Annotated in this window: 22 protein-coding genes and 1 riboswitch; of the genes, 11 read left to right on the top strand and 11 right to left on the bottom strand. The window is 68.8% G+C overall.

Annotated elements, in window-relative coordinates:
• Window positions 1-57: 57 nt before the first annotated feature.
• The 4 genes from EL337_RS06280 to EL337_RS06265 all read left to right on the top strand — a co-directional run bounded on the left by EL337_RS06280 (window position 58) and on the right by EL337_RS06265 (window position 4,333).
• Window positions 58-888, top strand: a complete 831-nt coding sequence (locus EL337_RS06280) for an epoxide hydrolase EphH (protein ID WP_048630186.1) — start codon at window positions 58-60, stop codon at window positions 886-888.
• Between the two features lie 67 nt (window positions 889-955).
• A riboswitch (SAM riboswitch) is annotated at window positions 956-1,075 on the top strand.
• A gap of 39 nt (window positions 1,076-1,114) precedes the next feature.
• Window positions 1,115-2,458 (top strand): bifunctional o-acetylhomoserine/o-acetylserine sulfhydrylase, encoded by a 1,344-nt coding sequence (locus tag EL337_RS06275; protein WP_048630185.1) that lies wholly within the window; start codon window positions 1,115-1,117, stop codon window positions 2,456-2,458.
• A 10-nt stretch (window positions 2,459-2,468) separates the two neighbouring features.
• Window positions 2,469-3,596 (top strand): homoserine O-acetyltransferase MetX, encoded by a 1,128-nt coding sequence (metX, locus tag EL337_RS06270; RefSeq protein WP_048630184.1) that lies wholly within the window; start codon window positions 2,469-2,471, stop codon window positions 3,594-3,596.
• Window positions 3,593-4,333, top strand: a complete 741-nt coding sequence (locus EL337_RS06265; RefSeq protein WP_048630183.1) for a class I SAM-dependent methyltransferase — start codon at window positions 3,593-3,595, stop codon at window positions 4,331-4,333. The genes metX and EL337_RS06265 overlap by 4 nt, the downstream gene beginning before the upstream one ends.
• Before the next feature lie 6 nt (window positions 4,334-4,339).
• Here the strand turns inward: EL337_RS06265 and EL337_RS06260 are convergent, their stop codons facing one another.
• Window positions 4,340-4,624, bottom strand: coding sequence for a DUF3017 domain-containing protein (locus EL337_RS06260; RefSeq protein ID WP_048630182.1), 285 nt, complete (start codon window positions 4,622-4,624; stop codon window positions 4,340-4,342).
• Window positions 4,621-5,475 (bottom strand): bifunctional methylenetetrahydrofolate dehydrogenase/methenyltetrahydrofolate cyclohydrolase, encoded by an 855-nt coding sequence (locus EL337_RS06255; protein ID WP_197724186.1) that lies wholly within the window; start codon window positions 5,473-5,475, stop codon window positions 4,621-4,623. The genes EL337_RS06260 and EL337_RS06255 overlap by 4 nt, the downstream gene beginning before the upstream one ends.
• 58 nt (window positions 5,476-5,533) lie before the next feature.
• Between EL337_RS06255 and EL337_RS06250 the strand changes: the two genes are divergently transcribed.
• Window positions 5,534-6,730 (top strand): NADH:flavin oxidoreductase, encoded by a 1,197-nt coding sequence (locus tag EL337_RS06250; RefSeq protein ID WP_048630838.1) that lies wholly within the window; start codon window positions 5,534-5,536, stop codon window positions 6,728-6,730.
• Here the strand turns inward: EL337_RS06250 and EL337_RS06245 are convergent.
• Window positions 6,714-7,277, bottom strand: a complete 564-nt coding sequence (locus tag EL337_RS06245) for a TetR/AcrR family transcriptional regulator (RefSeq protein ID WP_048630180.1) — start codon at window positions 7,275-7,277, stop codon at window positions 6,714-6,716. The two genes, EL337_RS06250 and EL337_RS06245, sit on opposite strands and share 17 nt — an antisense overlap.
• A 387-nt stretch (window positions 7,278-7,664) precedes the next feature.
• Between EL337_RS06245 and EL337_RS06240 the strand changes: the two genes are divergently transcribed.
• On the top strand, window positions 7,665-10,265 hold the full coding sequence (locus EL337_RS06240; RefSeq protein ID WP_048630179.1) for an FHA domain-containing protein: 2,601 nt from the start codon (window positions 7,665-7,667) through the stop codon (window positions 10,263-10,265).
• A 97-nt stretch (window positions 10,266-10,362) separates the two neighbouring features.
• On the top strand, window positions 10,363-10,929 hold the full coding sequence (locus tag EL337_RS06235; protein WP_048630178.1) for a TetR/AcrR family transcriptional regulator C-terminal ligand-binding domain-containing protein: 567 nt from the start codon (window positions 10,363-10,365) through the stop codon (window positions 10,927-10,929).
• Here EL337_RS06235 and EL337_RS06230 read toward each other — a convergent pair.
• From EL337_RS06230 to EL337_RS06205, 6 genes are all read right to left on the bottom strand, one after another.
• Window positions 10,926-12,146, bottom strand: a complete 1,221-nt coding sequence (locus EL337_RS06230; RefSeq protein ID WP_048630177.1) for a globin domain-containing protein — start codon at window positions 12,144-12,146, stop codon at window positions 10,926-10,928. The two genes, EL337_RS06235 and EL337_RS06230, sit on opposite strands and share 4 nt — an antisense overlap.
• Window positions 12,147-12,273: 127 nt before the next feature.
• Window positions 12,274-12,822, bottom strand: a complete 549-nt coding sequence (locus EL337_RS06225) for a pentapeptide repeat-containing protein (protein ID WP_048630176.1) — start codon at window positions 12,820-12,822, stop codon at window positions 12,274-12,276.
• Entirely contained in the window at window positions 12,823-13,404 is a 582-nt protein-coding gene (locus EL337_RS06220; protein WP_048630175.1) for a GTP-binding protein, read from the bottom strand.
• Window positions 13,385-13,759 (bottom strand): DUF742 domain-containing protein, encoded by a 375-nt coding sequence (locus EL337_RS06215; protein WP_048630174.1) that lies wholly within the window; start codon window positions 13,757-13,759, stop codon window positions 13,385-13,387. Before EL337_RS06215 ends, EL337_RS06220 begins: the two co-directional genes overlap by 20 nt.
• 6 nt (window positions 13,760-13,765) lie before the next feature.
• The gene (locus tag EL337_RS06210) at window positions 13,766-14,167 is read right to left on the bottom strand and encodes a roadblock/LC7 domain-containing protein (protein ID WP_048630173.1); all 402 of its coding nucleotides are present in this window, start codon (window positions 14,165-14,167) and stop codon (window positions 13,766-13,768) included.
• The gene (locus EL337_RS06205) at window positions 14,164-16,737 is read right to left on the bottom strand and encodes a HAMP domain-containing sensor histidine kinase (protein WP_232786679.1); all 2,574 of its coding nucleotides are present in this window, start codon (window positions 16,735-16,737) and stop codon (window positions 14,164-14,166) included. The genes EL337_RS06210 and EL337_RS06205 overlap by 4 nt, the downstream gene beginning before the upstream one ends.
• 312 nt (window positions 16,738-17,049) lie before the next feature.
• On the opposite strand from EL337_RS06205, the gene EL337_RS28695 reads away from it, so the two are divergent.
• From EL337_RS28695 to EL337_RS06200, 3 genes are all read left to right on the top strand, one after another.
• Entirely contained in the window at window positions 17,050-17,202 is a 153-nt protein-coding gene (locus tag EL337_RS28695) for a hypothetical protein (RefSeq protein WP_170216910.1), read from the top strand.
• Window positions 17,203-17,344: 142 nt separating this feature from the next.
• A complete protein-coding gene (locus EL337_RS28690) occupies window positions 17,345-17,497 on the top strand; it encodes a hypothetical protein (protein ID WP_170216909.1) in 153 nt (50 codons plus the stop codon).
• A 56-nt stretch (window positions 17,498-17,553) separates the two neighbouring features.
• Window positions 17,554-18,018, top strand: a complete 465-nt coding sequence (locus EL337_RS06200; protein ID WP_048630172.1) for a tRNA (cytidine(34)-2'-O)-methyltransferase — start codon at window positions 17,554-17,556, stop codon at window positions 18,016-18,018.
• A 9-nt stretch (window positions 18,019-18,027) separates the two neighbouring features.
• Here EL337_RS06200 and EL337_RS06195 read toward each other — a convergent pair whose 3' ends face one another.
• Window positions 18,028-18,669 (bottom strand): nitroreductase family protein, encoded by a 642-nt coding sequence (locus EL337_RS06195; RefSeq protein ID WP_048630171.1) that lies wholly within the window; start codon window positions 18,667-18,669, stop codon window positions 18,028-18,030.
• A gap of 63 nt (window positions 18,670-18,732) precedes the next feature.
• On the opposite strand from EL337_RS06195, the gene EL337_RS06190 reads away from it, so the two are divergent.
• Window positions 18,733-19,221, top strand: a complete 489-nt coding sequence (locus tag EL337_RS06190; protein WP_048630170.1) for a DUF1877 family protein — start codon at window positions 18,733-18,735, stop codon at window positions 19,219-19,221.
• Window positions 19,222-19,224: 3 nt separating this feature from the next.
• Here EL337_RS06190 and EL337_RS06185 read toward each other — a convergent pair whose 3' ends face one another.
• Entirely contained in the window at window positions 19,225-22,530 is a 3,306-nt protein-coding gene (locus EL337_RS06185; protein ID WP_048630169.1) for an error-prone DNA polymerase, read from the bottom strand.
• Between the last annotated feature and the right edge of the window lie 22 nt (window positions 22,531-22,552).

Here is a 22,552-nt window from a genome sequence, read left to right as displayed (position 1 = left end):
AACCGACCAGACGAACCGATTCTTGCGGTACCGGCGGTATCACCTTATCGTCGGGCCATGGCATCACGAGAGCCGATCCACGCCGGGTCCGGCGTACCGATCCTGCTGCTGCACCCGTTCCTGTGCTCGCAGAACGTCTGGCGCACCGTGGCCGATCAGCTGGCCGCCACCGGCCGTTTCGAGGTGTACGCGCCGACGATGGTGGGCCACCACGGCGGCGCACCGTCCCCGACGTGGCTGCTCGAGACCTCGGCGCTGGTCGAGGACGTCGAGCGGCGCATGGACGAGCTGGGATGGGAGACCGCCCACATCGTGGGCAACTCCCTGGGCGGCTGGGTCGGGTTCGAGCTGGAACGCCGCGGACGAGCGCGCACCGTCACGGCGATCGCACCCGCGGGCGGCTGGTCACAGCACTCCCTGACGAAGTACGAGACCGTCCTGAAATTCGTCCTCGGCGGTCCCGCGCTGATCCTGGCGCGTCTGCTCGGGCCGCGCATCCTCCGACTCCCCGGCGTCCGCCGCATCGCCACGCTGCCGGTGAGCGGACCCGCCGACGGCCCGTCGGAGGCCGATCTGCGCGCACTCGTCGAAGACGCCACCCACTGCAGCGCCTACCTGCAGCTATTGATCAAGACCCTGCGCCTGCCCGGCCTGCTGGAGCTGGCCAATCTCGGCGCACCCACGCAACTGGTGGTCTGCGAACGGGACCGCGTGTTCCCGCATCCGCGCGGCCATCGCTACTTCAGGAAGCACCTGCCGAAGGACACCCGCATCGTGGAACTCGACGGCGTCGGCCACATCCCGATGCTGGAGGCGCCGTCGGTGATCTCCGAGCTGATCGCCGAGTTCGTCGACCAGCATTCCGCCCCCGAGAAGGCCATCAGCTGACCCGCTGAGCCGCCTGCGCGCGCCACCCACTGGCAACTTTTCGGCCGCGTGCGATACAGTTCGTCTCGGTCATGAGTGCCAGCGTCAAGCCCCGGCTCGCTGGCCGGCAACCCTCCAACCGCGGTGGGGTGCCCCGGGAGACGACCAGGTTGAGTAGCCGAACGCGGCTATAAGGCAAGCGCGGGTCCGCTGTGAAACGGGCCCCCCGGTTTCACGGAGGAGAACGATGACCGAACCCGATACCAGTTCCTGGGCGTTCGAGACCAAGCAGGTGCACGCCGGGCAGACCCCCGACACCGCCACCCATGCACGGGCACTGCCGATCTATCAGACGACGAGCTACACGTTCGACAGCACCGATCACGCCGCGGCGCTGTTCGGGCTCGCCGAGCCCGGCAACATCTACACCCGGATCATGAACCCGACACAGGATGTGGTCGAGCAGCGCATCGCCGCGCTGGAAGGTGGTGTGGCGGCGCTGTTCCTGGCCTCGGGTCAGGCCGCCGAGACGTTGGCGATCCTCAACATCGCCAACAGCGGTGACCACATCGTGTCCAGCCCGCGTCTCTACGGCGGCACCTACAACCTCTTCCACTACACGCTGCCGAAGCTCGGCATCGAGGTCGGCTTCGTCGAGAACCCCGACGATCCGGAGTCCTGGCGGGCCGCGGCGCGCCCCAACACGAAGGCGTTCTTCGGCGAGACGATCTCCAACCCGCAGATCGACATCCTCGACATCCCCACCGTCGCCGCCGTGGCCCACGACATCGGCGTGCCGCTGATCGTCGACAACACCATCGCCACCCCGTACCTGATCCAGCCTCTGAGCCACGGCGCCGACATCGTCGTGCACTCGGCGACGAAGTACCTGGGCGGCCACGGTTCGGCGATCGCCGGGGTGATCGTCGACGGCGGCACCTTCGACTGGACGGCCAGTGGAAGGTTTCCCGGGTTCACCAGCCCAGACCCCTCCTACCACGGTGTCGTGTTCGCCGAGCTGGGCCCGCCCGCGTTCGCACTCAAGGCGCGGGTGCAGTTGCTCCGCGATCTGGGTTCGGCGGCGTCGCCCTTCAACGCGTTCCTGATCTCCCAGGGGCTGGAAACGCTGAGCCTGCGCATCGAGCGCCACGTCGAGAATGCGCAGCGGGTGGCCGAGTATCTCGAAGCGCGCCCCGACGTGATCTCGGTGAACTACGCCGGCCTTCCGTCCTCACCGTGGCATGACCTCGGAAAGAAGTTGGCTCCCAAGGGAACCGGCGCGGTGCTCGCCTTCGAGCTGGCCGGCGGCATCGCGGCGGGCAAGGCGTTTGTCGACGCGCTCACACTGCACAGTCATGTCGCCAACATCGGCGACGTGCGTTCACTGGTCATCCATCCGGCCTCCACGACGCACCAGCAGCTGTCCCCCGAGGAACAGCTCACGACGGGTGTGACCCCGGGACTGGTGCGGCTCGCCGTCGGTATCGAAGGCATCGACGACATCCTCGCCGACCTCGATCGCGGCTTCGCTGCCGCCAAAGCCCTGACCAACGCCGACGGGTCCGCCCCGCACGCCGTGGCGTCGTCCTGAGGTTTGTGACGTGACGATTGTGGATGTGTTCAGTGACCGTGTCACGCTGCCCCCGGAAGGGGAGATCGGCGTGGTCGACATCGGTCCACTCACGCTGGAGAACGGCGAGGTCATCGACGAGGTGTCCATCGCCGTGCAGCGGTGGGGAGAGTTGTCGCCCAACCGCGACAACGTCGTGGTGGTGCTGCACGCCCTCACCGGCGACTCGCACATCACCGGACCGGCCGGGCCCGATCACCCGACGCCCGGCTGGTGGGACGGCGTCGCAGGACCGGGCGCGCCGATCGACACCGACCGGTGGTGCACGATCTCGACGAACGTCCTGGGCGGATGCCGCGGCTCGACCGGACCCAGCTCTGCCGCCCCGGACGGGAAGGCCTGGGGGTCACGGTTTCCGGCGATCTCGGTGCGCGACCAGGTGGCCGCCGACGTCGCCGCGCTGGCACGGTTCGGCATCACCGAGGTGGCCGCGGTCATCGGCGGATCCATGGGCGGGGCACGGGCGTTGGAATGGGCCGTCACGCATCCGGACGCCGTCCGCTCGGCACTGGTGCTCGCCGTGGGTGCCCGCGCGACCGCCGACCAGATCGGCACGCAGAGCACACAGGTGGCGGCCATCAAGTCCGACCCGAACTGGTGCGGCGGCGACTATCACGACACCGGGCTATCGCCCGACGCCGGTCTGGAACTCGCGCGGCGCTTCGCGCATCTGACCTACCGCGGCGAGACCGAACTCGACGAGCGGTTCGGCAACGATGCGCAGCCGGGCGAGGACCCCGGCGCCGGCGGTCGCTACGCGATCCAGAGCTATCTGGAGTACCAAGGACGAAAGTTGTTGGCGCGCTTCGATGCCGGCACATACGTCGCCCTCACCGATGCCTTGTCCAGCCACGACGTGGGCCGGGGCAGGGGCGGGGTGGCGGCGGCACTGCGTGGCTGCCCGGTGCCGACCGTTGTCGGCGGCATCACCTCCGACCGGTTGTACCCGCTGCGTCTGCAGGCCGAGCTGGCCGAATTGCTGCCCGGCTGCGACGGGCTCGACGTCGTCGACTCGGAATTCGGCCACGACGGTTTCCTGCTGGAGACCGACGCCGTCGGCAAGCTGATCCGGCGGACGCTGGAGTTGGCGTCACGGTGACAGGGCCGTCCGATCAGCGCTCGTTGTCGTTCGGCGCGGAGGCGGCCGCGTATGAGCGGGGCCGGCCGTCCTATCCGCCGGAGTCGATCGACTGGCTGCTGCCCGATGGCGCCTCCGACCGTCTCGACGTGCTCGACCTCGGGGCCGGTACGGGGAAGCTGACCACCCGGCTTGTCGAACGCGGCCTCGATGTCGTTGCGGTCGACCCGATTCCGGAGATGCTCGAGCTGCTCAGTTCCTCGCTGCCCGATACGCCCGCGCTGCTCGGGACGGCAGAGGAGATCCCGCTGCCCGACAACAGCGTCGACGCGGTACTGGTAGCCCAGGCGTGGCACTGGTTCGATCCGGAGCGGGCGATCAAAGAGGTGGCCCGCGTGCTGCGTCCCGGCGGCAGGCTCGGGTTGGTGTGGAACAACCGCGACGAACGCATGGGCTGGGTCAAGGATCTGGGCCGGATCATCGGCCACGAGGTGGATCCGTTCAGCCAGACCGTCGACCTGCCCGCCTCCTTCACCGACGCCGAGCGCCATCTGGTGGAGTGGACGAATTACCTGACGCCACAGGCTTTGATCGACCTGGTGGCCTCGCGCAGCTACTGCATCACCTCGCCGGAGAAGGTACGCACCCGCACGCTGGACCGCGTCCGGGAATTGCTGGCCACCCACCCGGCACTGGCCAACACCAGCGGACTGGCCCTGCCCTACGTCACGGTGTGCATCCGCGCGACGCTGCGCTGAACCACGTCAGCTGGTGCCCAGCGGATCGATGGTCCACGCGATGTAGAGCATCGCGGCGCTGACCGACGCGGTGGTGACGACGTCCACCCCGCGGGTGCGGACGGCGAGCAGACCCACCCGATCCTCCGGCAGGGCCAGGCGCAGGGACGCCGCCACCGCCACACCGATCGCCATGACCAGCGCACCGCGCCGCCAGTAGCCCGCGGCCACCAGGACGAACGCGGCGATCAGGAAGAGTCCGACCAGCAGAATCGGCCACTGACCCGCGCACACCCTGCGGGCGAACCTCACGTCGCGAGAGCCTCAGCGCGCTCGACGACGTTGGTGAGCAGAAATGCTCGGGTCAGCGGGCCGACACCGCCGGGGTTCGGCGACACGTGGCCGGCGACGTCCCACACGTCGGGGTGCACGTCGCCGACGAGCTTGCCCGCGTCGTCTCGGCTGACCCCGACGTCCACGACGGCCGCGCCGGGGCGCACCATCTCGGCGGTCACCATGTGCGGCACTCCCGCCGCCGCGATGATGATGTCGGCCTCGCGGGTGATCTGCGGCAGGTGCCGGGTCGCGGTGTGGCACAGCGTCACGGTCGCGTTCTCCGAACGCCGGGTCAGCAGCAGCCCGAGCGGCCGGCCGACGGTGACGCCGCGACCGATCACCACGACGTGCGCTCCGGCGATCTCCACCTGGTAGCGGCGCAGCAGATGAACGATGCCGCGCGGCGTGCACGGCAGCGGCGCGGGCTCGTTGAGCACCAACCGGCCCAGGTTCATCGGGTGCAGGCCGTCGGCGTCCTTGCCCGGATCCACCCGCTCCAGTGCGGCGTTCTCGTTGAGGTGCTTGGGTAGCGGCAACTGCACGATGTAGCCGGTGCACTCCGGGTTGTCGTTGAGCTCGTCGAGGGTCGCGAGGAGTTCCGCCTGGCTGATGTCGGCAGGCAGGTCACGTCGGATCGAGTTGATGCCGACCTTGGCGCAGTCGGCGTGCTTTCCCCGGACGTAGGCCTGCGACCCGGGGTCGTCGCCGACCAGCACCGTGCCGAGCCCCGGCGTCCGTCCGGCCGCGGTCAACGCCGCGACGCGTTCGCCGAGATCGACGAAGATCTCGTCGCGCGTGGCTTTACCATCCAAAGTTATTGCACCCACGGCAATCATTCTGACAGGCTGCGATCGTTCACCACGACGGCGTGGCATGCTCGGCGATATGACCGCCCCGCACGATGTGTTCGCCCCAGCCACGCTCGGGCCGCTGACGCTGCGCAACCGCATCATCAAAGCTGCGACGTTCGAGGCGGCGACGCCCGACGCACTGGTCACCGAGGATCTGATCACCTACCACCGGCTGCCGGCGGCCGGTGGGGTCGGCATGACGACAGTCGCCTACTGCGCCGTCGCTCCGGGTGGACGCACCGACGGCTGGCAGCTCTGGATGCGGCCCGAGGCCGTGCCGGGCCTGCGCCGGCTCACCGACGCCATCCACGCCGAGGGCGCGGCGATCAGCGCGCAGATCGGGCACGCCGGTCCGGTGGCCAACGCGCGCACCAACAAGGCCACGGCGCTGGCTCCGATGCGCTTCTTCAACCCGCTGTCGATGCGATTCGCCAGGAAGGCCACCGCCGACGACATCCGCGACGTGACCGCGGCGCACGCCAACGCCGCGCGATTGGCGATCGAGTCCGGTTTCGATGCCGTCGAGATCCACCTGGGTCACAACTACCTGGCCAGTGCGTTCCTCAGTCCCATGCTCAACCGGCGCACCGACGAATTCGGCGGATCGCTGGAGAACCGCGCCAAGGTGGCGCGGGGCGTGGTCAGGGCGGTCCGCGATGCCGTCGGCAGTCAGATCGCGGTGACCGCCAAGCTGAACATGTCCGACGGGGTGCGCGGCGGCATCCCGATCGAGGAGTCGTTGCAGACCGCCAAGTGGCTGGAGCAGGACGGCGGCCTGGACGCGCTCGAGCTGACTGCCGGCAGCTCACTGGTCAATCCGATGTATCTGTTCCGTGGTGACGCACCGGTGAAGGAGTTCGCCGGGGCCTTCGCACCGCCGCTGCGCTGGGGCATCCGGATGACCGGCAAGAAGTTCCTCCGGGAGTACCCGTACCAGGAGGCGTATCTGATGCGGGACGCCAAGAAGTTCCGCGACGAGCTGACGCTGCCACTGATCCTGCTCGGCGGCATCACCAACCGCGAGACCATGGACCGCGCGATGGCGGAGGGCTTCGACTTCGTCGCGATGGGCCGTGCGCTGCTGGCCGAACCCAACCTGCTCAACCGGATCAAGGCCGACAGCAGCGTGAAATCGATCTGCGACCACTGCAATCTGTGCATGCCGACGATCTACAGCCACACCTACTGCGTCCGCACAGGTTCGCCGTCGCCGGTCAGTTCGGGCAGATGAGGGCCCTGGCGCAGTCGGCGACGATCGCGTCGGCGCTGGCCGGAACGGTCTGACGCGCCCGCAGGTGGCGCCGCACGATCGCAGAGGGCACGTCCATCACGGCGGCGGTGACCCGGCCGGGGTCGCCGGGGAGATCACCGAGCACCTTCTTGAGCTTGCGTTGCAAGCGTTTCCGCCGCCCGGCCAACGGGTCGGGCCACTCCCCCATTCCGAGGTCGTCAGGTCCGGCGAGAAACACCTGCGCCTCCACGGGGTTCTCGCGGCACCACTGCACAAGGCGCAACGCCGCGTCCACACAGCGCTGCTGAGGGTCGTCGGCGCTCGTCAGCGCCTCGACGAACTGCTCCTGGAAGCGCTCCTCGGTACGCACCCACAGCTCGCCGCACAGCGCCGCCCTGGTCGGGAACCGGTGGTACACCGACCCACTCGGGGCACCTGTGCTGCGCGCGACCGCCGACATCGTGACCGCGGCGGGTCCGTCGGCGGCGAGCAGTTCCGCGGCAGCGTCGAGGAGAGCGTCGACGGTGTATCGGGCGGGCCGCGGCATTGGTCCACCCTAAAATAGAGGTTTTCCTCCAAAAATCGCGCGAGCGCCGCGCACGGCGCCCACCGAACGCTCAACAGACGGGACGACGATGCGCTGTTCCGTTGAGCCACAGCTGAATTCGTACATACACTGAACGCAGGCAGGCTGCCCGGCGCAGAAGGCGAGCACCACGGGCGTGTCGCGACCAACGCCGACATGTGCAGATGCACGCCGGCGCGTGATGCGGTCACGGTCGCCGATGCGGCGTTCGCACGTGTGGGCAGTGCGAGAAACAGGCAGATAACGGCGCCGTATCAGATCACCGACACCGCCAGGTGACACCTGCCTACCTGACCGGGTACCGATAGAGTTGGCCGCGATGTCTAATGTCGCCGCCGGAGCGTCTCTGTGAGCCGCCCGGTATCCCCTGCGCTGACCGTTCGGTACGACGGATCCACACGCTCCTTCGCGGCCGGCAATGATGTCGTTGTCGGGCGGGACCTGCGGGCCGACGTGCGGATCGCCCACCCCTTGATCTCGCGCGCCCATCTGGTGCTCAGATTCGACCAGGGTCGGTGGATCGCCATCGACAACGGCAGCCTCAACGGCATGTACGTCAACGGCAGGCGCGTTCCCGCCGTCGACATCGCCGACGGCGGACAACTCCACATCGGCAATCCCGACGGTCCGCTGCTGACCTTCGAGGTCGGCCGCCACCAGGGTTCGGCGGGCACACCGCCGCCGACGGTCGCAGTGCCGGTCACAGGCCGATCCGGTCCGACACCCGCGCCGGGACGACCCAGCGCGACGTGGCCCGCCCCGCCGCCGCCCCCGCCGTCGGCCCCGACGGGGCGGCCGCCCGTGCACCGCCCTGTCACCGGCAACCAGTCCCAGCCCTACCCCGCCGCCACGTCCCGGCCTGCTCCCGTTCCGCAACCCATCTCCGCGCCCGCGATGGAGTCGGCCACCGTCATGGGACCGGCCGCGGCTCCGCGGGGAGGCGGCGACGGCAACATCGCGACCAGCATGTTGCGGATCCTGCGGCCCGGCAGCGCGCCCAAGGCGCCGCCGGGGTCGATCAAGATCGGCCGCGCCGGCGACAACGACATCGTCATCAACGACGTACTGGCCTCGCGCCACCACGCCACGTTGGTCACCACCCCGTCCGGCGCCGAGATCCGCGACAACCGAAGCATCAACGGCACCTTCGTCAACGGCGTGCGGGTCGACGACGCACCGCTGACCGACGGCGACACCGTCACCATCGGCAACGTCGACCTGGTGTTCCGCGACGGCACCCTGGTCCGCCGCACCGAGACCGCCGCCGACACCGCCACCGGCGGACTCGAGGTCCACGGGGTCACCTGGACCATCGAGGGCAACAAGACGCTGCTGGACAACATCTCCATGTCCGCCCGTCCCGGCACGCTGACCGCGGTGATCGGACCGTCCGGCGCGGGTAAATCGACCTTCGCGCGACTGGTCGCGGGATACACCCATCCCACGACGGGCCAGGTGTCGTTCGAGGGCCACGACGTGCACGCCGAATACGCCTCGCTCCGCTCCCGGATCGGCATGGTGCCCCAGGACGACGTGGTACATGGCGAGCTCACCGTCCGCCAGGCCCTGATGTACGCCGCCGAACTCCGACTTCCCCCCGACACCACGAAGGCAGACCGCGAACAGGTCGTCAACGAGGTCCTCGAAGAACTCGAGATGACCAAGCACCTCGACACCCGCGTCGACAAGCTCTCCGGTGGACAGCGCAAACGTGCCTCGGTGGCCCTTGAGCTGCTCACCGGTCCGTCGCTGCTGATTCTCGACGAGCCGACCTCGGGCCTGGATCCCGCGCTGGACCGCCAGGTCATGACGATGCTGCGTCAGCTCGCCGACGCCGGCCGTGTCGTGCTCGTCGTCACCCACTCGCTGACCTACCTCGATGTGTGCGACCAGGTGCTGTTGCTGGCCCCGGGCGGCAAGACCGCGTTCAACGGTCCGCCCAGCCAGATCGGGCCGGAGCTCGGAACAACCAACTGGGCCGACATCTTCAGCACGGTCGCCGGCGATCCAGAGTCCGCGAAGCGGCGCTACCTCGAGCGCCACGGTCCACCACCGCCGCGGCCGGCCACCCAGCAACCCGCCGACCTCGGCTCGCCGACCCGCACCAGCGTCCGAAAGCAGTTCTCCACGATTTCGCGCCGCCAGATGCGGCTGATCGTCTCCGACCGCGGCTACTTCATCTTCCTGGCGTTCCTGCCGTTCATCATGGGTGCGCTGTCGCTGTCGGTGCCGGGAGATGTCGGCTTCGGCGTGCCCGTCCCTGCGATCCAGGGCGGTGAGGCACCGAACGAGCCGGGCCAGATTCTGGTGCTGCTCAACGTGGGCGCCATCTTCATGGGCACCGCGCTGACCATCCGCGCGCTGATCGGCGAGCGGGCGATCTTCCTGCGTGAGCAGGCGGTCGGGTTGTCCACGACCGCATACATGTTCGCCAAGGTCTTCGTCTTCGCCGGGTTCGCCCTCCTGCAGTCGGGGGTCGTCGTCGCCATCAACATCTTGGGGAAGGGATGGGGCCCCGGGGCGGTGGAGCGCGGCGCGGTGATACCCAACCGGTCCCTCGAGTTGTACGTCGATGTGGCGGCCTGCTGTGTGGGCGCGGCGATGGTCGGCTTGGCCCTGTCCGCCATCGCCAAGTCGAGCGAGCAGATCATGCCTCTGCTGGTGATCGCGATCATGTCGCAGTTGGTGTTCCAGGGCGGCATGATTCCGGTGACCGGCCGCATCGGTCTCGACCAGTTGTCGTGGTTCACGCCGGCCCGGTGGGGCTTCGCCTCGACGGCGTCGACCATCGATCTGCTCAGGCTCGTACCCGGCCCGCTGACCCCGCAGGACTCGCACTGGAAACACGCCGCGGGCACGTGGTGGTTCAACATGGCCATGCAGGGGATGATCTGCGTCGGCTATCTGAGCTTGGTGCGGTGGAAGATCCGGCTCAAGGCCGCCAGCTGATCTGATCCGGCTGCCGGAGTGCGATTTCGGCACGGCGTCCCGCAAACTTCCGTACTCTCGGCGCCCGGGAAGGTACAGGGGGACACAGGGGGACAACGTGGGGTCCGAGGCCGACGAGTCGCAACGCGCCGCGGTGCTCGACGCCGCGCTCGCCGAAGTCCAGCAGTGGGGCGTGGACAGATTCAGCATCGAGGGCGTCGCCCAGCGGTCGGGGCTCACCGCCGACTACATCCGCCAGACCTGGACCAGTAAGCGCCAACTCATCATCGACACGTTGCGCACCTACAGCGAATCCATGGTCCCGCAGTCGGATACGGGGTCACTGCACGGCGATCTCACCGTGCTCGCACTGTCGATCGGCAATCACCTCAACAACGAGATCGGTCGCCGGATCGCCAGGATGCTCGTGGTCGACAGCAAGTCGCTGGTGGTCGACTCCGACACCCGGGTGCAGTTCTGGCTGTTGCGGCGCGCGGCGATCGAGGAGATCTTCGAGCGTGCCGCCGCACGGGGCGAGCTGCGCAGCGATGTCAAACCTCTTGTCGCCCTGCAACTGCTGACCTCCCCGATCCACACCTTGGCGTTGTACACCGATCTGCCGGTGGACCCGGACTTCTGCCGGACGATCGCCGACCTCGTGACCCGCGCGCTCAGCCCCGACTAACCGAGCAGCCAGTCGTTGGGCGAGAAGAGTTCACAGTGCACCCGCTGCGTGATGCCGCGCGCGCTCAGCTGCGCGCGCACCGCGCGCACGAAACCGTCGTTTCCGCAGAGATAGACGTGCGCGTCGTCGGGCCACTCGACGGCGGCCAGGTCGATCAGCCCGGTGTGCGCGTCCGGTGTACCCGCCGGTGGGCCGTCCTCGTACCAGACGTCCAGGCGCGCGCCGGGCAGCATCTCGGTCAGCTCGCGCTGGCGTTCGCGCAACGGATGCACCTGCTCGCTGCGGTCGGCATGCAGCACCTGCACCGGTGTGTGCGGAGCCGACGTTGCGAGGTACTCGAGAATCCCGATCATCGGCGTGATCCCGATGCCCGCCGAGATCAGGACCAGCGGTGTACCACCGTCGGGTGCGGGCAGGTCACCGAAGGGCACCGTGACGTCGATCATGTCACCCACCCACACGTTGGCGGCGATCCACGACGACACCTCGCCGGCGGGTCGACCGGCGACGGCAGCAACCGGCCGGACCGCGAATGTCAGCTCGCCGCCGCCCGCAGCGTTGACGAGACTGTACTGGCGCAGCTGACGGGCGCCGTCAGGCAGCGTGACACCCACCGAAACATATTGTCCGGGAAGGAAATCACCGAACTCTCCACCCTGAGGGCGAACCGTGAGCACAACCGTGCCGGAGGGGGTGTCCACCCGTGCGACCACCCGCGCCCGGCGGTAGACGTCGCCGTCGGCCACCCCCGCCGCGCCGTAGAGCTCGCGCTCGAGCCCGATCAGCGTGTCGGCCATGATCCAGTACACCCGATCCCAGGCCTGCGCGACGTCCGCGGTGACGGTGTCCTCGCCGAGGACGGCAACGATCGCACCGAAGAGGTGCTCGTGCACCACCGGGTACTGGTCCGCGGTCACCCCTAGCGAAGCGTGCTTGTGCCCGATGCGGGACAGCAACTCGGCCGGATGCGGCAGCTCGGGGTCGACGAGGTGGCTCGCGAAGGTGGCGATCGCCGCTGCCAGGGCGCGCTGCTGCGCGCCCTGGGCCTGATTGCCACGGTTGAACAGAGTCCGCAGAAGTTCGGGGTGCGCACTGAACATGCGCCGGTAGAACTCCGTGGTGATCTCATCGATGTGCGCGCCGATGAGCGGAAGCGTTGCGGAGACGATCTGCGCCTGCGCGGGATCCAACTCGACGGGTGCTGCGGTGACGGTCATCGGGGGTTCCTTTCGGTTGTCGAACCATCACCGACGCTAGTAATTGCGCATCACACATGCGACTTTTCTGGCTATGGGGTCAAACACCCTGTGGCGTGCGGTTTTTTGACCAGCGGCGACGCCGGGCTCACCCGATGTCGAGGCCGTGGGCAGCGGCGAACGCAATCGCCTGCTCGATGTCGACCTTGGCGCCACGCAGCGCGGCGGTGGTCCAGAACGTCGGGTCGACCCGGGCCCCGCGCAGGTCGGCCTTGTCGAGCCTGGCGTCCTGAACCCGCGCGCCGGTCAGATCGGCACGCGCCAGCACGGCCTCGCGCAGATCGGTGCCCACCAGGCTGGTCTCGCGCAGTCGGCAGTCCGACAGATCCACCTTGCGCAGGTCGACGCCGGCCAGGACCGCCAGCGTGAAGTCCACCTCGACCAGTGTCAGCGGGCGCATCCGACACTCGGTGAACGTCGAGCCCAGGAAGCTGCAGTGCCGAAAGGAGCTGTGCCACAGCGAAGTCCGGCGAAACGTACAGTTGCGGAAGGCGGACCCGATGTGCTCGGAGTCGTTGAGGTCGGCACCGGTGAAGTCGCATTCGGTGAACACGACCCGTTCGGTGCGCAGCCGGCTGAGATCCTCGTCGCGGAACTCGTCGCCGTCGAATTCGCGATCGGCTTCGTGGGAGTCCATTCAGCCGGTCGGCGCCAGCCGACTCAACGCATACTCGGCGACGGTGATGAGCGCGGCCTTGGCCGACTCCCTGCTTCGGGCGTCGACCGTGATGACCGGGACCCGCTCCGGCAGTGCCAGCGCGGTACGCACCGCACTCAACGCGTGGCGGGGCGCGCCGTCGAACTCGTTCACGGCAACCAGGAACGGCAGGTTGCGCGCCTCGAAGAAGTCCACAGCGGCAAAGCTGTCCTCGAGGCGGCGGACATCGACCAGGATGATCGCGCCGATGGCCCCGCGGACCAGGTCGTCCCACATGAACCAGAACCGGCGCTGCCCCGGGGTACCGAACAGGTACAGCACCAGATCGTCGTCGAGGCTGATGCGACCGAAGTCCATCGCCACCGTGGTCGTCGTCTTGTCGGGGGTGGCGTCCAGTCCGTCGAGCCCGGCCGACGCGTTGGTCACCAGCGCCTCGGTGCGCAGCGGCACGATTTCCGACACGGCTCCGACGAAGGTCGTCTTGCCCGCACCGAAGCCGCCGGAGACGACGATCTTGGTCGACGCCGCCCGGCCGCGAGAGTCAGAGTGCCCTGAGGCCACGCAGTGTCCTTCCGATCAGTTCTCGTCGTTCATCGGCCGTCGCGGCCTCCGCCAGGGTGGCGTGCACCTGCACATAACCCTGCACCACCAGATCACCGACAAGTACCCGCGCCACGCCGAGCGGAAGCGAGAGATGCGCGGCAATCTCGGCGACCGACGGGCGCTCGGTACACAGCGACAGGATCTGACCACGGACGTCGTTGCCCGGCCAGCGGGACGGCTGCGACGGCGTCATTACCCCGATCGGCGCCTCGAGCGGCAGTTGCACACCGGCGTCGGTACGTCCCGCCGTCAGCGTGTACGGGCGCACCAGATTCGGCTCGCTGCGGCCCTGCTCCCTGTCGTGCGCCCCCATGCGCGCTCAGGAGTGCTGCGGGCTGCGGCGCTGCGACTGCACGACGGCGCCCACCCGCTCCACGAGGATCGCCATCTCATAACCGATCTGGCCGATGTCGCAGCCGCGGTTGGCCAGCGCTGCGAGGTTGGACCCGTCACCGACACGCATCAGCAACAGGTACCCGTTGTCCATTTCGACGACCGACTGCAGGACATTGCCGCCCTCGAACAGCCGCGCGGCTCCCGCGGACAGGCTCGCCAGCCCGGACGCCACCGCGGCCAGTTGGTCGGCCCGCTCCCCGGGGATGTGCTCGCTGGACGCCATCAGCAGGCCGTCGGCCGACACCAGGATGGCGTGCGACACCCCGGATACCTCGCGGGCGAACCGCGCCACCAGCCAGTCGAGCGATGCACCGGGTTCCGTCATTCCCTGTGCGCTCCCGGTGTTTCCTGCGCCCGCCTGCGGCCGGCCTGCACACCACCGAAGTGGCCGCCGATGCTGGCACGGACAGCGTCGGGATCGCGCACGGACTCGCCTGCCGATGCCACCGGCCGCGGCGCACCGTCGGCCGTCCCCGGGACCAGACGGGCACCGGGTTGGCGGACCGGCAGGCCGTCGACGGTGTGGTCGCGCACCGGCACCGACTCTGCCGCCCGCGCCGCCGACCAGCCGTTGTCCCAGACGGACTTCCAGTTGAGGTCGGTGCTGTAGGACAACTCGTGCGGGTCGACGAGCCACTCCGACAGCATCTTCTTGTAGATCGCGTCGTCATCGGCGGCCTCGCCGCGCGCCGAGTGTCGCGCATGCCCGTTGGCCGTCGGCGCCGGTTCCGGATCGACCGCCGGGGCGGGTGGCTGAGACCGTGCCGACAGAAACGCGGCGATATCCTGCCGTGGCGCCGGTGGGGTCGGCTGGGCGGAAGCCACCGGGATCGGCTCGAACGGCGTGGCCGGGGTGTCGGCGATCCCACTGGCGCCCGGGCGGCGCTGGGGCAGCAGTTCGACGGCCGGGACGGCGGCATCGACATCTCGGTCGTCGCTGACGGCGCTGCCGCTCCTGACGCCATTGACGCCGTTGACGCCCCAGCCGGGTTCGAGCGCGGGAGCGACGGTGACCTCGGGCATCGGTTCCGCGGGCTCGGGGTGCCGCGTCAGCCCGGAGCGGACCAGCAGGCGGGCCGGGATGTACACCCCGGCAGTGGTGCCCGAGTCGGGTCGGCCGGCGACAGTGCTGCGCAGACGGACCACGAAGCCGTGGGCGGTGGCCAGCCTGCCCACCACGAACAGGCCCATGTGCCGCGCGGTGTACGGGTTCACCTCGCCGCCGGACTGCAACCGGGTGTTGGCCACCCGCAGGTCCGACTCCGTCATCCCCAGGCCGGTGTCACTGACCTCGACCACCAGGCCGTTGTTGCCGGTGTGCACGGCCGACACATGGACCGGGGTGGTCGGGGGTGAGTACCGCAGCGCATTGTCGAGGAGTTCGGCCAGCAGGTGCACCAGATCGCCCGCGACCGCGCCGTCGATCTCGCTATCGGGGAGACCCTCGGTGCTCACCCGCCGGTAATCCTCGACTTCCGACGCGGCGGCGTTGACGAGTGCGCTCACCGGCACGGGTTCGGACTGCTCGCGCGCGACCTGCGCACCCGCCAGCACCATCAGGTTGGCGCCATTGCGTCGCATCCGCGCCGCCAGGTGGTCGAGGCGGAACAGGCTGTCCAGCCGCTCCGGATCCTCCTCGTCGCGCTCCAACCGGTCGATCAGCGAGAGCTGCTGGTCGACCAGCGAACGGTTGCGCCGCGACAACGTTTCGAACATGTCCGTGACCTGAAGCTGCAGGCGGGCCTGCTCGCCGGCCAGGGCGATCGCCTGCTGGTGGAGCTCGTCGACGGCATGGGCGACCTGCCCGACCTCCTCGGTGGTGTGCACCGGGATCGGCTGCACCGGGAACTCCTTGCCGTCGGTGCGCACGTGCTCGACCTCACGCGCCAGGTCGTCGTGGGCGACCTTCAGCGCGCTGTCGCGCAGCGTGCGCAGTGGCCGCACCATCGATCGGGCGACCAGGGTCACGATCACCAGCGCGATCAAAATCGCGGCACCGACGAGTGCGGCGTCGCGGATGGCCGCGGTGCGGGCGTCGTCCGCGCGCTGGGCCACCGTCGCCGGGATCTCGTCGGAGGTCAGCGCGATCACGCCCTCGGCGATGTCGGAGGTGACCCGCTGGGACGCCAGCAGGTTCGGGTTACCGACCAGCACCGACGCGGGATCGGACAGCACCGACAGCCGCCTGACCATTTCCGAGCGCAGCGTGGCCGCCCGGTCGGACGCGCCGCCGAGGAATGCGCCCATCGCCGTCACGGTCGCCGGCTCGGTGCCGGCGATGGCGACGATGGCCGACCGCAGATCGGGTTCGGGAAGTTCGCCGCCCCGGGTGACGAGCATCTGCTGCAGCGCCATCTGGCCCCGGGCGCCGACGGCACGCGAAAGTGCCTCGCCCTCGGCCCGCACGCTCGCATCGTCGGCGCCGACGAGACCGGAGATCGCGGTCTCTGCCGTGACGAGCAGGGGTGCGTAGCTCATCACCCGCCCGCGCAGATCGATGGTGTTGGCGGCGATCTTGTCGAGGAGGTCCTGCCCGTAGTCGATCAACGTATTGGTCGCCAGTCGGACGCTGTCGTCGACCGGGGCCGCACCGAGCAGGTGCTCCAGCTCGGTCTTGCTGGACTCGTACGCCGCGGCGGCGGCCTGGGTGTTGCCGCCTTCGGTGGCGGTCACCATGGCGCCCTCCAGCGCTGCCATGTACTCGGCCACGGCGGGCACCATGTCGGCCCGTGCGGAGGCGCGGTCGAGGTCGACCGCAGACTGCGTGCTGGAGTAGATGCGCAGGCCACCGAACACCGACGCCAGCACCAGCGGCACCATCACGATGGCCAGCACCTTGGCCCGGACCGGCCAGTTGGACAGCGCCAGTCGCGACGGCCGGTGGTCGGGCTTCACCGTCGACCCGCGCGGTCGGTCGGGCGCGCGCAGATCAGAGATCGAGCGTCGTTCATAAGGCTTCCTGCGGACGGTGCTCTCAGGCGGGCGAGCGTGCTGGGCCTGGCAATTGGACGAGTATGCCAGCCCGACCTCGGGCTTTCCACCGTTGCTACACCAGCAGCGGACGCCCGCAAACACACCGACGAGCCGCCGCCATCCAGCCCAGCAAAGCTGCCCACCGGCCGGCGACGCCCGTGAACACCGCGCCTTCGGCGCGCGCGATTGAAACTCCGGATCGACGGGTACTGCGCCCATATTGGAGGTGCGACGATGCACGAGGATCCGGATACGCAGGCAACGCTGGCCGACGTCTCGCAGATCGGCGACTCACCGATGATGCGGGCCATGGGTGGCGAAGTGGTCGGTATCGAGGTGCACGACGGCCTGGCGGCCATCGCCCGCTACGAAGAAAGTCTCGACTAGTCGCTTGGCGCTCGGCGGCCATCCGCCGAAACGGTAGGTGTTCGTTACCTTTTCGAGGTTCGCCGTCGCGACAATGGAGTAGCACGAGACCCGCCGATTCGAGCGTTTCGACGGGTGCCCCGGCTGCACTGGAGGTGCGACGATGGTCCACAACGGAGTGGAAATGGCCTTGCTGGCCGATGCCTCGGAAATCGGTGATTCCCCCATGATGCGAGCGATGAGCGGTGAGGTGGTCGACCTCGACACCCTTGCCGGTCTGGTGTCGGTCGCCAGCTACGGAGCATGCCTGGACTGACGCGGGCGGCGGCGACGTAACCTTCCAGGGACCCATACGTCTGGAGGTAGCTCGCGGTGTTCCGCGTCATGTTCTATTCGCCGCGGATCGCTCCGAACACCGGTAACGCGATCCGGATGGTCGCGGGCACCGGCTGCGAACTCCATCTCGTGGAACCGCTGGGTTTCGATCTGTCCGAACCGAAGCTGCGCCGCGCTGGCCTGGACTACCACGATCTGGCGTCGGTCACCGTGCATGGCGGCCTCGACGCGGCATGGTCGGCACTGACTCCGGACCGGGTGTTCGCGTTCACCGCGCATGCGAGCGCGTCCTTCGCCGACGTGGCATACCGGCCCGGCGACGTGCTGATGTTCGGTCCGGAACCGACCGGCCTCGACCAGGCCACCCTGGCCGACCCGCACATCACGTCGCAGGTGCGGATCCCGATGCTGAGCGGGCGCCGCTCGCTGAACCTGTCGAATGCGGCCGCCGTCGCGGTGTATGAAGCATGGCGCCAGCAGGGTTTCGCCGGCGCGGTCTGACCCCGCGGTCTACCAGGTGTCCCAGTGGGTCAGCTGCTCCGCGGGCAGCCGCTTGGCCTTCTTGAAGTCGGTGCCCACGGTGTAGGCGATCGGGAAAAGTCCGGCCTGGCTGTACTTGTCGAACGGGATGCCGAGAAGCTCTGCGGCCTGCTGTTCGCCGTCGCCGAGCAGATGCAGCGTCGTCCAGGCCGACCCCAGCCCGCGGGACCGCAGGGCCAGCATGAAGCTCCACACGGCGGGCAGCAGCGAACCCCAGAATCCCGCGCTGTGGCCGGACGGGGTGCCTTCGACCTTGCCTTCCAGCACCGGGATCAGCATCACCGGCACCTTGTCGAGGTGCTCGTTGAGGTATTTCGCCGAGTCGACCACCAGCGGCGTCCGCTCGTCTCGGCTGTCGCCGTAGGTGGGTTTTTCGGCATCGAGATACGGTGTCGCGTTGGTCCGGTAGATGTCGGCCAGCGCCTTCTTCTTCTCCTGATCCTCGACGAACACCCATTGCCAGCCCTGGGTGTTGGAACCCGTCGGCGCCTGGAGTGCGATGTCGAGACATTCCATCAGCACCTCGCGAGGCACCGGCTTGTCGAAATCGAGCCGCTTACGCACGGATCGGGTGGTCGTCAACACTTCATCGGCGGAGAGGTTGAGGTTCATTGTCCCGAGATTACATTCGGCTCGCGGCGTCGATGCCGGACCGCACGGGCGTAGCCTCCGACCATGGGGGATTACGCAACGTATCGCGCGGTCCGGGCCGAGATGCTGGCCGCCGCGCTCGGCGCCGAGGAGCCGGGCGCCGCGCTGGGGATGCTGGCCTCCGGCGACCGGGCCGAGGGTCTACTGCTGGACCTGACCAACGCCTACGAGGCGCTGGTGTACGTGCTGGCGGGCCCGGACGGCGATCGCGAGGACTTCGACGACCCGCTGGTGGCCGCGGTGCTGGGACACGATGAGGTGGCCTACGATTCGCCCACCGTCAACGACGTGCAGTGGACCGCCCAGATCGAGCGGGCGCTGAGCGGGTTCGATCGGACGCTGATCGCCGACCGGTTCGACCCGGAGGAGATGGACGACGACGGGGTGGAACCGGGTGGGTTCGCCGCCGATCCGGGATGGCTCGACACCGTGCAGGAGTCATTCGACCAACTGCAGTCGTTCTACCGTTCAGCGGCCGACAACGGGATGGCCGTACTGGTCGTGATCGGCTGAGGCTCAACGGAAGTCGCGGGACTTCGGCGCCGCCCGCATGCTCAGCGGCCCCATCCGGTCGGCCACCACCGTGACCGCCCCCGTGGCGTTCTGCACGATGCCCCTGACCACCAGCGCCGACGCGGTCTGCGCCAGCTTGCGGTGCCGGGCCCAGACCCCGCGGGAGCAGAGCACGTTGACCATGCCGGTCTCGTCCTCGAGGTTCATGAACGTCACCCCCTGTGCGGTGGCGGGCCGCTGCCGATGTGTCACCGCTCCCGCCACCAGCACCCGGGTGCCGTCCGGTACCGACAGCAGCCGGTCGGCAGGCACCACACCCATGGCGTCCAGGTTCTCGCGCAGGAACTCGGTCGGATAGCGGTCCGGCGACACCCCGGTCGCCCACACGTCCGCAGCGGTCAACTCCACCTCGGTCATCCCGGGCAACGACGGGATGTGCGATGCCGACCCGACGCCGGGCAGCCGGTCGGGCCGCTCGCCTGCCGCGGCGCCGGCCGCCCACAGACCTTCCCGCCGGGTGATCCCGAAGCATCCGAGCGCGCCCGCGGTGGCCAGCGCCTCGGTCTGCGGCACCGACAGCTGCACCCGTCGGGTCACATCGGTCAGAGACCGGAAGGGCCCGTTCGCTTTCCGCTCGTCAACCAGGAACCCCGCCAGCTCGTCGCCGATATGACGCACGCTGCCGAGACCCAGCCGCACATCGAGCCCCGCGTTCTCCAGCGTGGCGTGCGCGAGGCTGGCGTTGACGTCCGGACCGTGCACGGCGACGCCGTGCCGTCGGGCGTCGGCGACGAGCGTCTGCGGCGAGTAGAAACCCATCGGTTGCGCCCGCAGCAGCGCCGCGCAGAACGCCGCGGGATGGTGCAGCTTGAACCAGGACGAGTAGAACACCAGCGACGCGAAGCTCAGCGAATGACTCTCCGGGAAACCGAAGTTGGCGAACGCCTCCAGCTTTTCGTAGATCCGCTGGGCCACCTCTCCGGTGACTCCGTGCAGGTCGGCCATCCCGTCGAAGAAGCGCTGGCGCAGCCGGCGCATCTTCTCCGTGGACCGTTTGGACCCCATCGCCCGGCGCAGTTGGTCTGCCTCCGAGGCGGAGAATCCGGCACAGTCGACGGCCAGCTGCATCAGTTGCTCCTGAAACAGCGGCACGCCCAGGGTTTTTCGCAGCGCCGACTCCATCGACGGATGGTCGTAGGTGACTTCTTCCTCCCCGTTGCGGCGCTTGATATAGGGGTGCACCGACCCGCCCTGGATCGGTCCGGGCCGGATCAGCGCGACCTCGACCACCAGGTCGTAGAACATGCGCGGCTTCAGCCGGGGCAGGGTGGCCATCTGCGCCCGGGACTCCACCTGGAACACCCCCACCGAATCGGCCCGCTGCAGCATCTCGTACACGGCGGCCTCGGACAGATCCAGCGTGGACAGATCCACCTCGAGCCCTTTGTGCTCGGCCAGCAGGTCGATCGCATAGTGCAGCGCCGAGAGCATCCCGAGGCCCAGCAGATCGAACTTCACCAAACCGATTGCTGCACAGTCGTCTTTGTCCCACTGCAGCACACTGCGGTTCTCCATCCGCGCCCACTCCACCGGACACACATCGGCGATCGGCCGGTCACAGATCACCATGCCGCCGGAATGGATGCCCATGTGTCGCGGAAGGTTCGAGATCTCCATGGCCAGGTCGATCACGGGCTCGGGAATGTCCTCGACGTGGGTCGCGTCGGCCAGATTGCCCCACTGGCTGATCTGTTTACTCCAGGCGTCCTGCTGCCCCTGCGAAAACCCCAGCGCGCGAGCCATGTCCCGCACCGCGCTGCGACCGCGATAGGTGATCACGTTGGCCACCTGTGCGGCGTACTCCCGTCCGTAGCGGTCGTAGACGTACTGGATCGCCTTCTCGCGCAGATCGGATTCGATGTCGATGTCGATGTCGGGTGGACCGTCGCGCGCCGGCGACAGAAACCGTTCGAACAACAGCTCGTTGGCGATCGGGTCGACGTTGGTGACTTTGAGCGCGTAGCAGACGGCCGAGTTGGCAGCCGATCCCCGGCCCTGGGACAGAATGTCACTCTCCCGGCAGAACCGGGTGATGTCGTGCACCACCAGGAAGTAGCCGGGAAAGTTCAGCTGTTCGATGACCGCCAGCTCATGCTCGATCTGGGCGTACGCACGGGAGGCGCGTTCGGGCGGGCCGTAACGCTCACGGGCACCCTGCATCACCAGGTGCCGCAGCCAGCTGTTCTCGGTATACCCGTCGGGCACGTCGAAGGGCGGCAGTTGCGGAGCGATCAGAGCCAGGCCGAAGGCGCACTGCTCACCGAGTTCGGCGGCGGCGGTGACCACCTCCGGGCAGTGGGCGAACACCCGCGCCATCTCCGCGCCTGACCGCAGGTGCGAACCTCCCAGCGGGGCAAGGTAACCCGCCGCCTCGTCGACCGAGTTCCTGGCCCGGATCGCGCCCATCGCCATGGCGAGCCTGCCCCTGGACGGTTCCGCGAAGTGCGCGGCGGTGGTGGCGACCACCCCGAGACCGAACCGCGGGGCGAGCGCGGCGAGGGCGGCATTGCGCTCGTCGTCGAGCGGGTGGCCGTGGTGAGTGAGCTCGACGGTGACCCGGTCACGCCCGAACCTGTCGACAAGATCGGCGAGCGCCGCCGCCGCGGCTTCCGGACCACCTGCGGAAAGCGCTTGGCGGACATGCCCTTTGCGGCAGCCAGTGAGAATCTGCCAGTGTCCGCCCGCGGCCTCGGTCAGCGAGTCGACGTCATAGCGCAGCACCCCCTTCTCGCCACCCGCCAGATGCGCTGCCGCCAGCTGCCTGGACAACCGCCGGTAGCCCTCCGGCCCGCGGGCGAGCACCAGCAGATGCGGCCCGGGCGGGTCGGGAACGTCCGTGCGGGTTCCACCCCCCAGGGACAACTCCGCGCCGAACACCGTGGCCATGCCGAGCTCCCTGGCCGCCTCGGCGAACCGCACCACCCCGTAGAGCCCGTCGTGGTCGGTCAACGCGATGGCCCGCAGATCGAGCCGGGCCGCCTCCTCCACGAGTTCCTCCGGCGTGCTGGCACCGTCGAGGAAGCTGTAGGCCGAATGGGCGTGCAGTTCGGCGTAGGGCGTCTGCCGAACAGCATCCACCGGGCGGCCGCGCCCCCCGGGCGCCTCGTACTGCCCACGCTTACGCGACCAGGCCGGGCTGTCCCCGCCATCGCCGACGTGCGCGTCGATGGGCCAGCCGGCGCGGCGCGGCTTGCCGTTGAGTACGCGTTCCATCTCGGTCCAGCTCGGCGGACCGGTGTGCCATCCCACCGAGCCAGTCTATCGAACAAAT

The organism is Mycolicibacterium aurum, assembly GCF_900637195.1.
Classification (GTDB): Bacteria; Actinomycetota; Actinomycetes; order Mycobacteriales; family Mycobacteriaceae; genus Mycobacterium; species Mycobacterium aurum.
The sequence above is the reverse complement of the archived record's forward strand: the minus strand, read 5'-3'. Positions and strand labels throughout refer to the sequence as shown.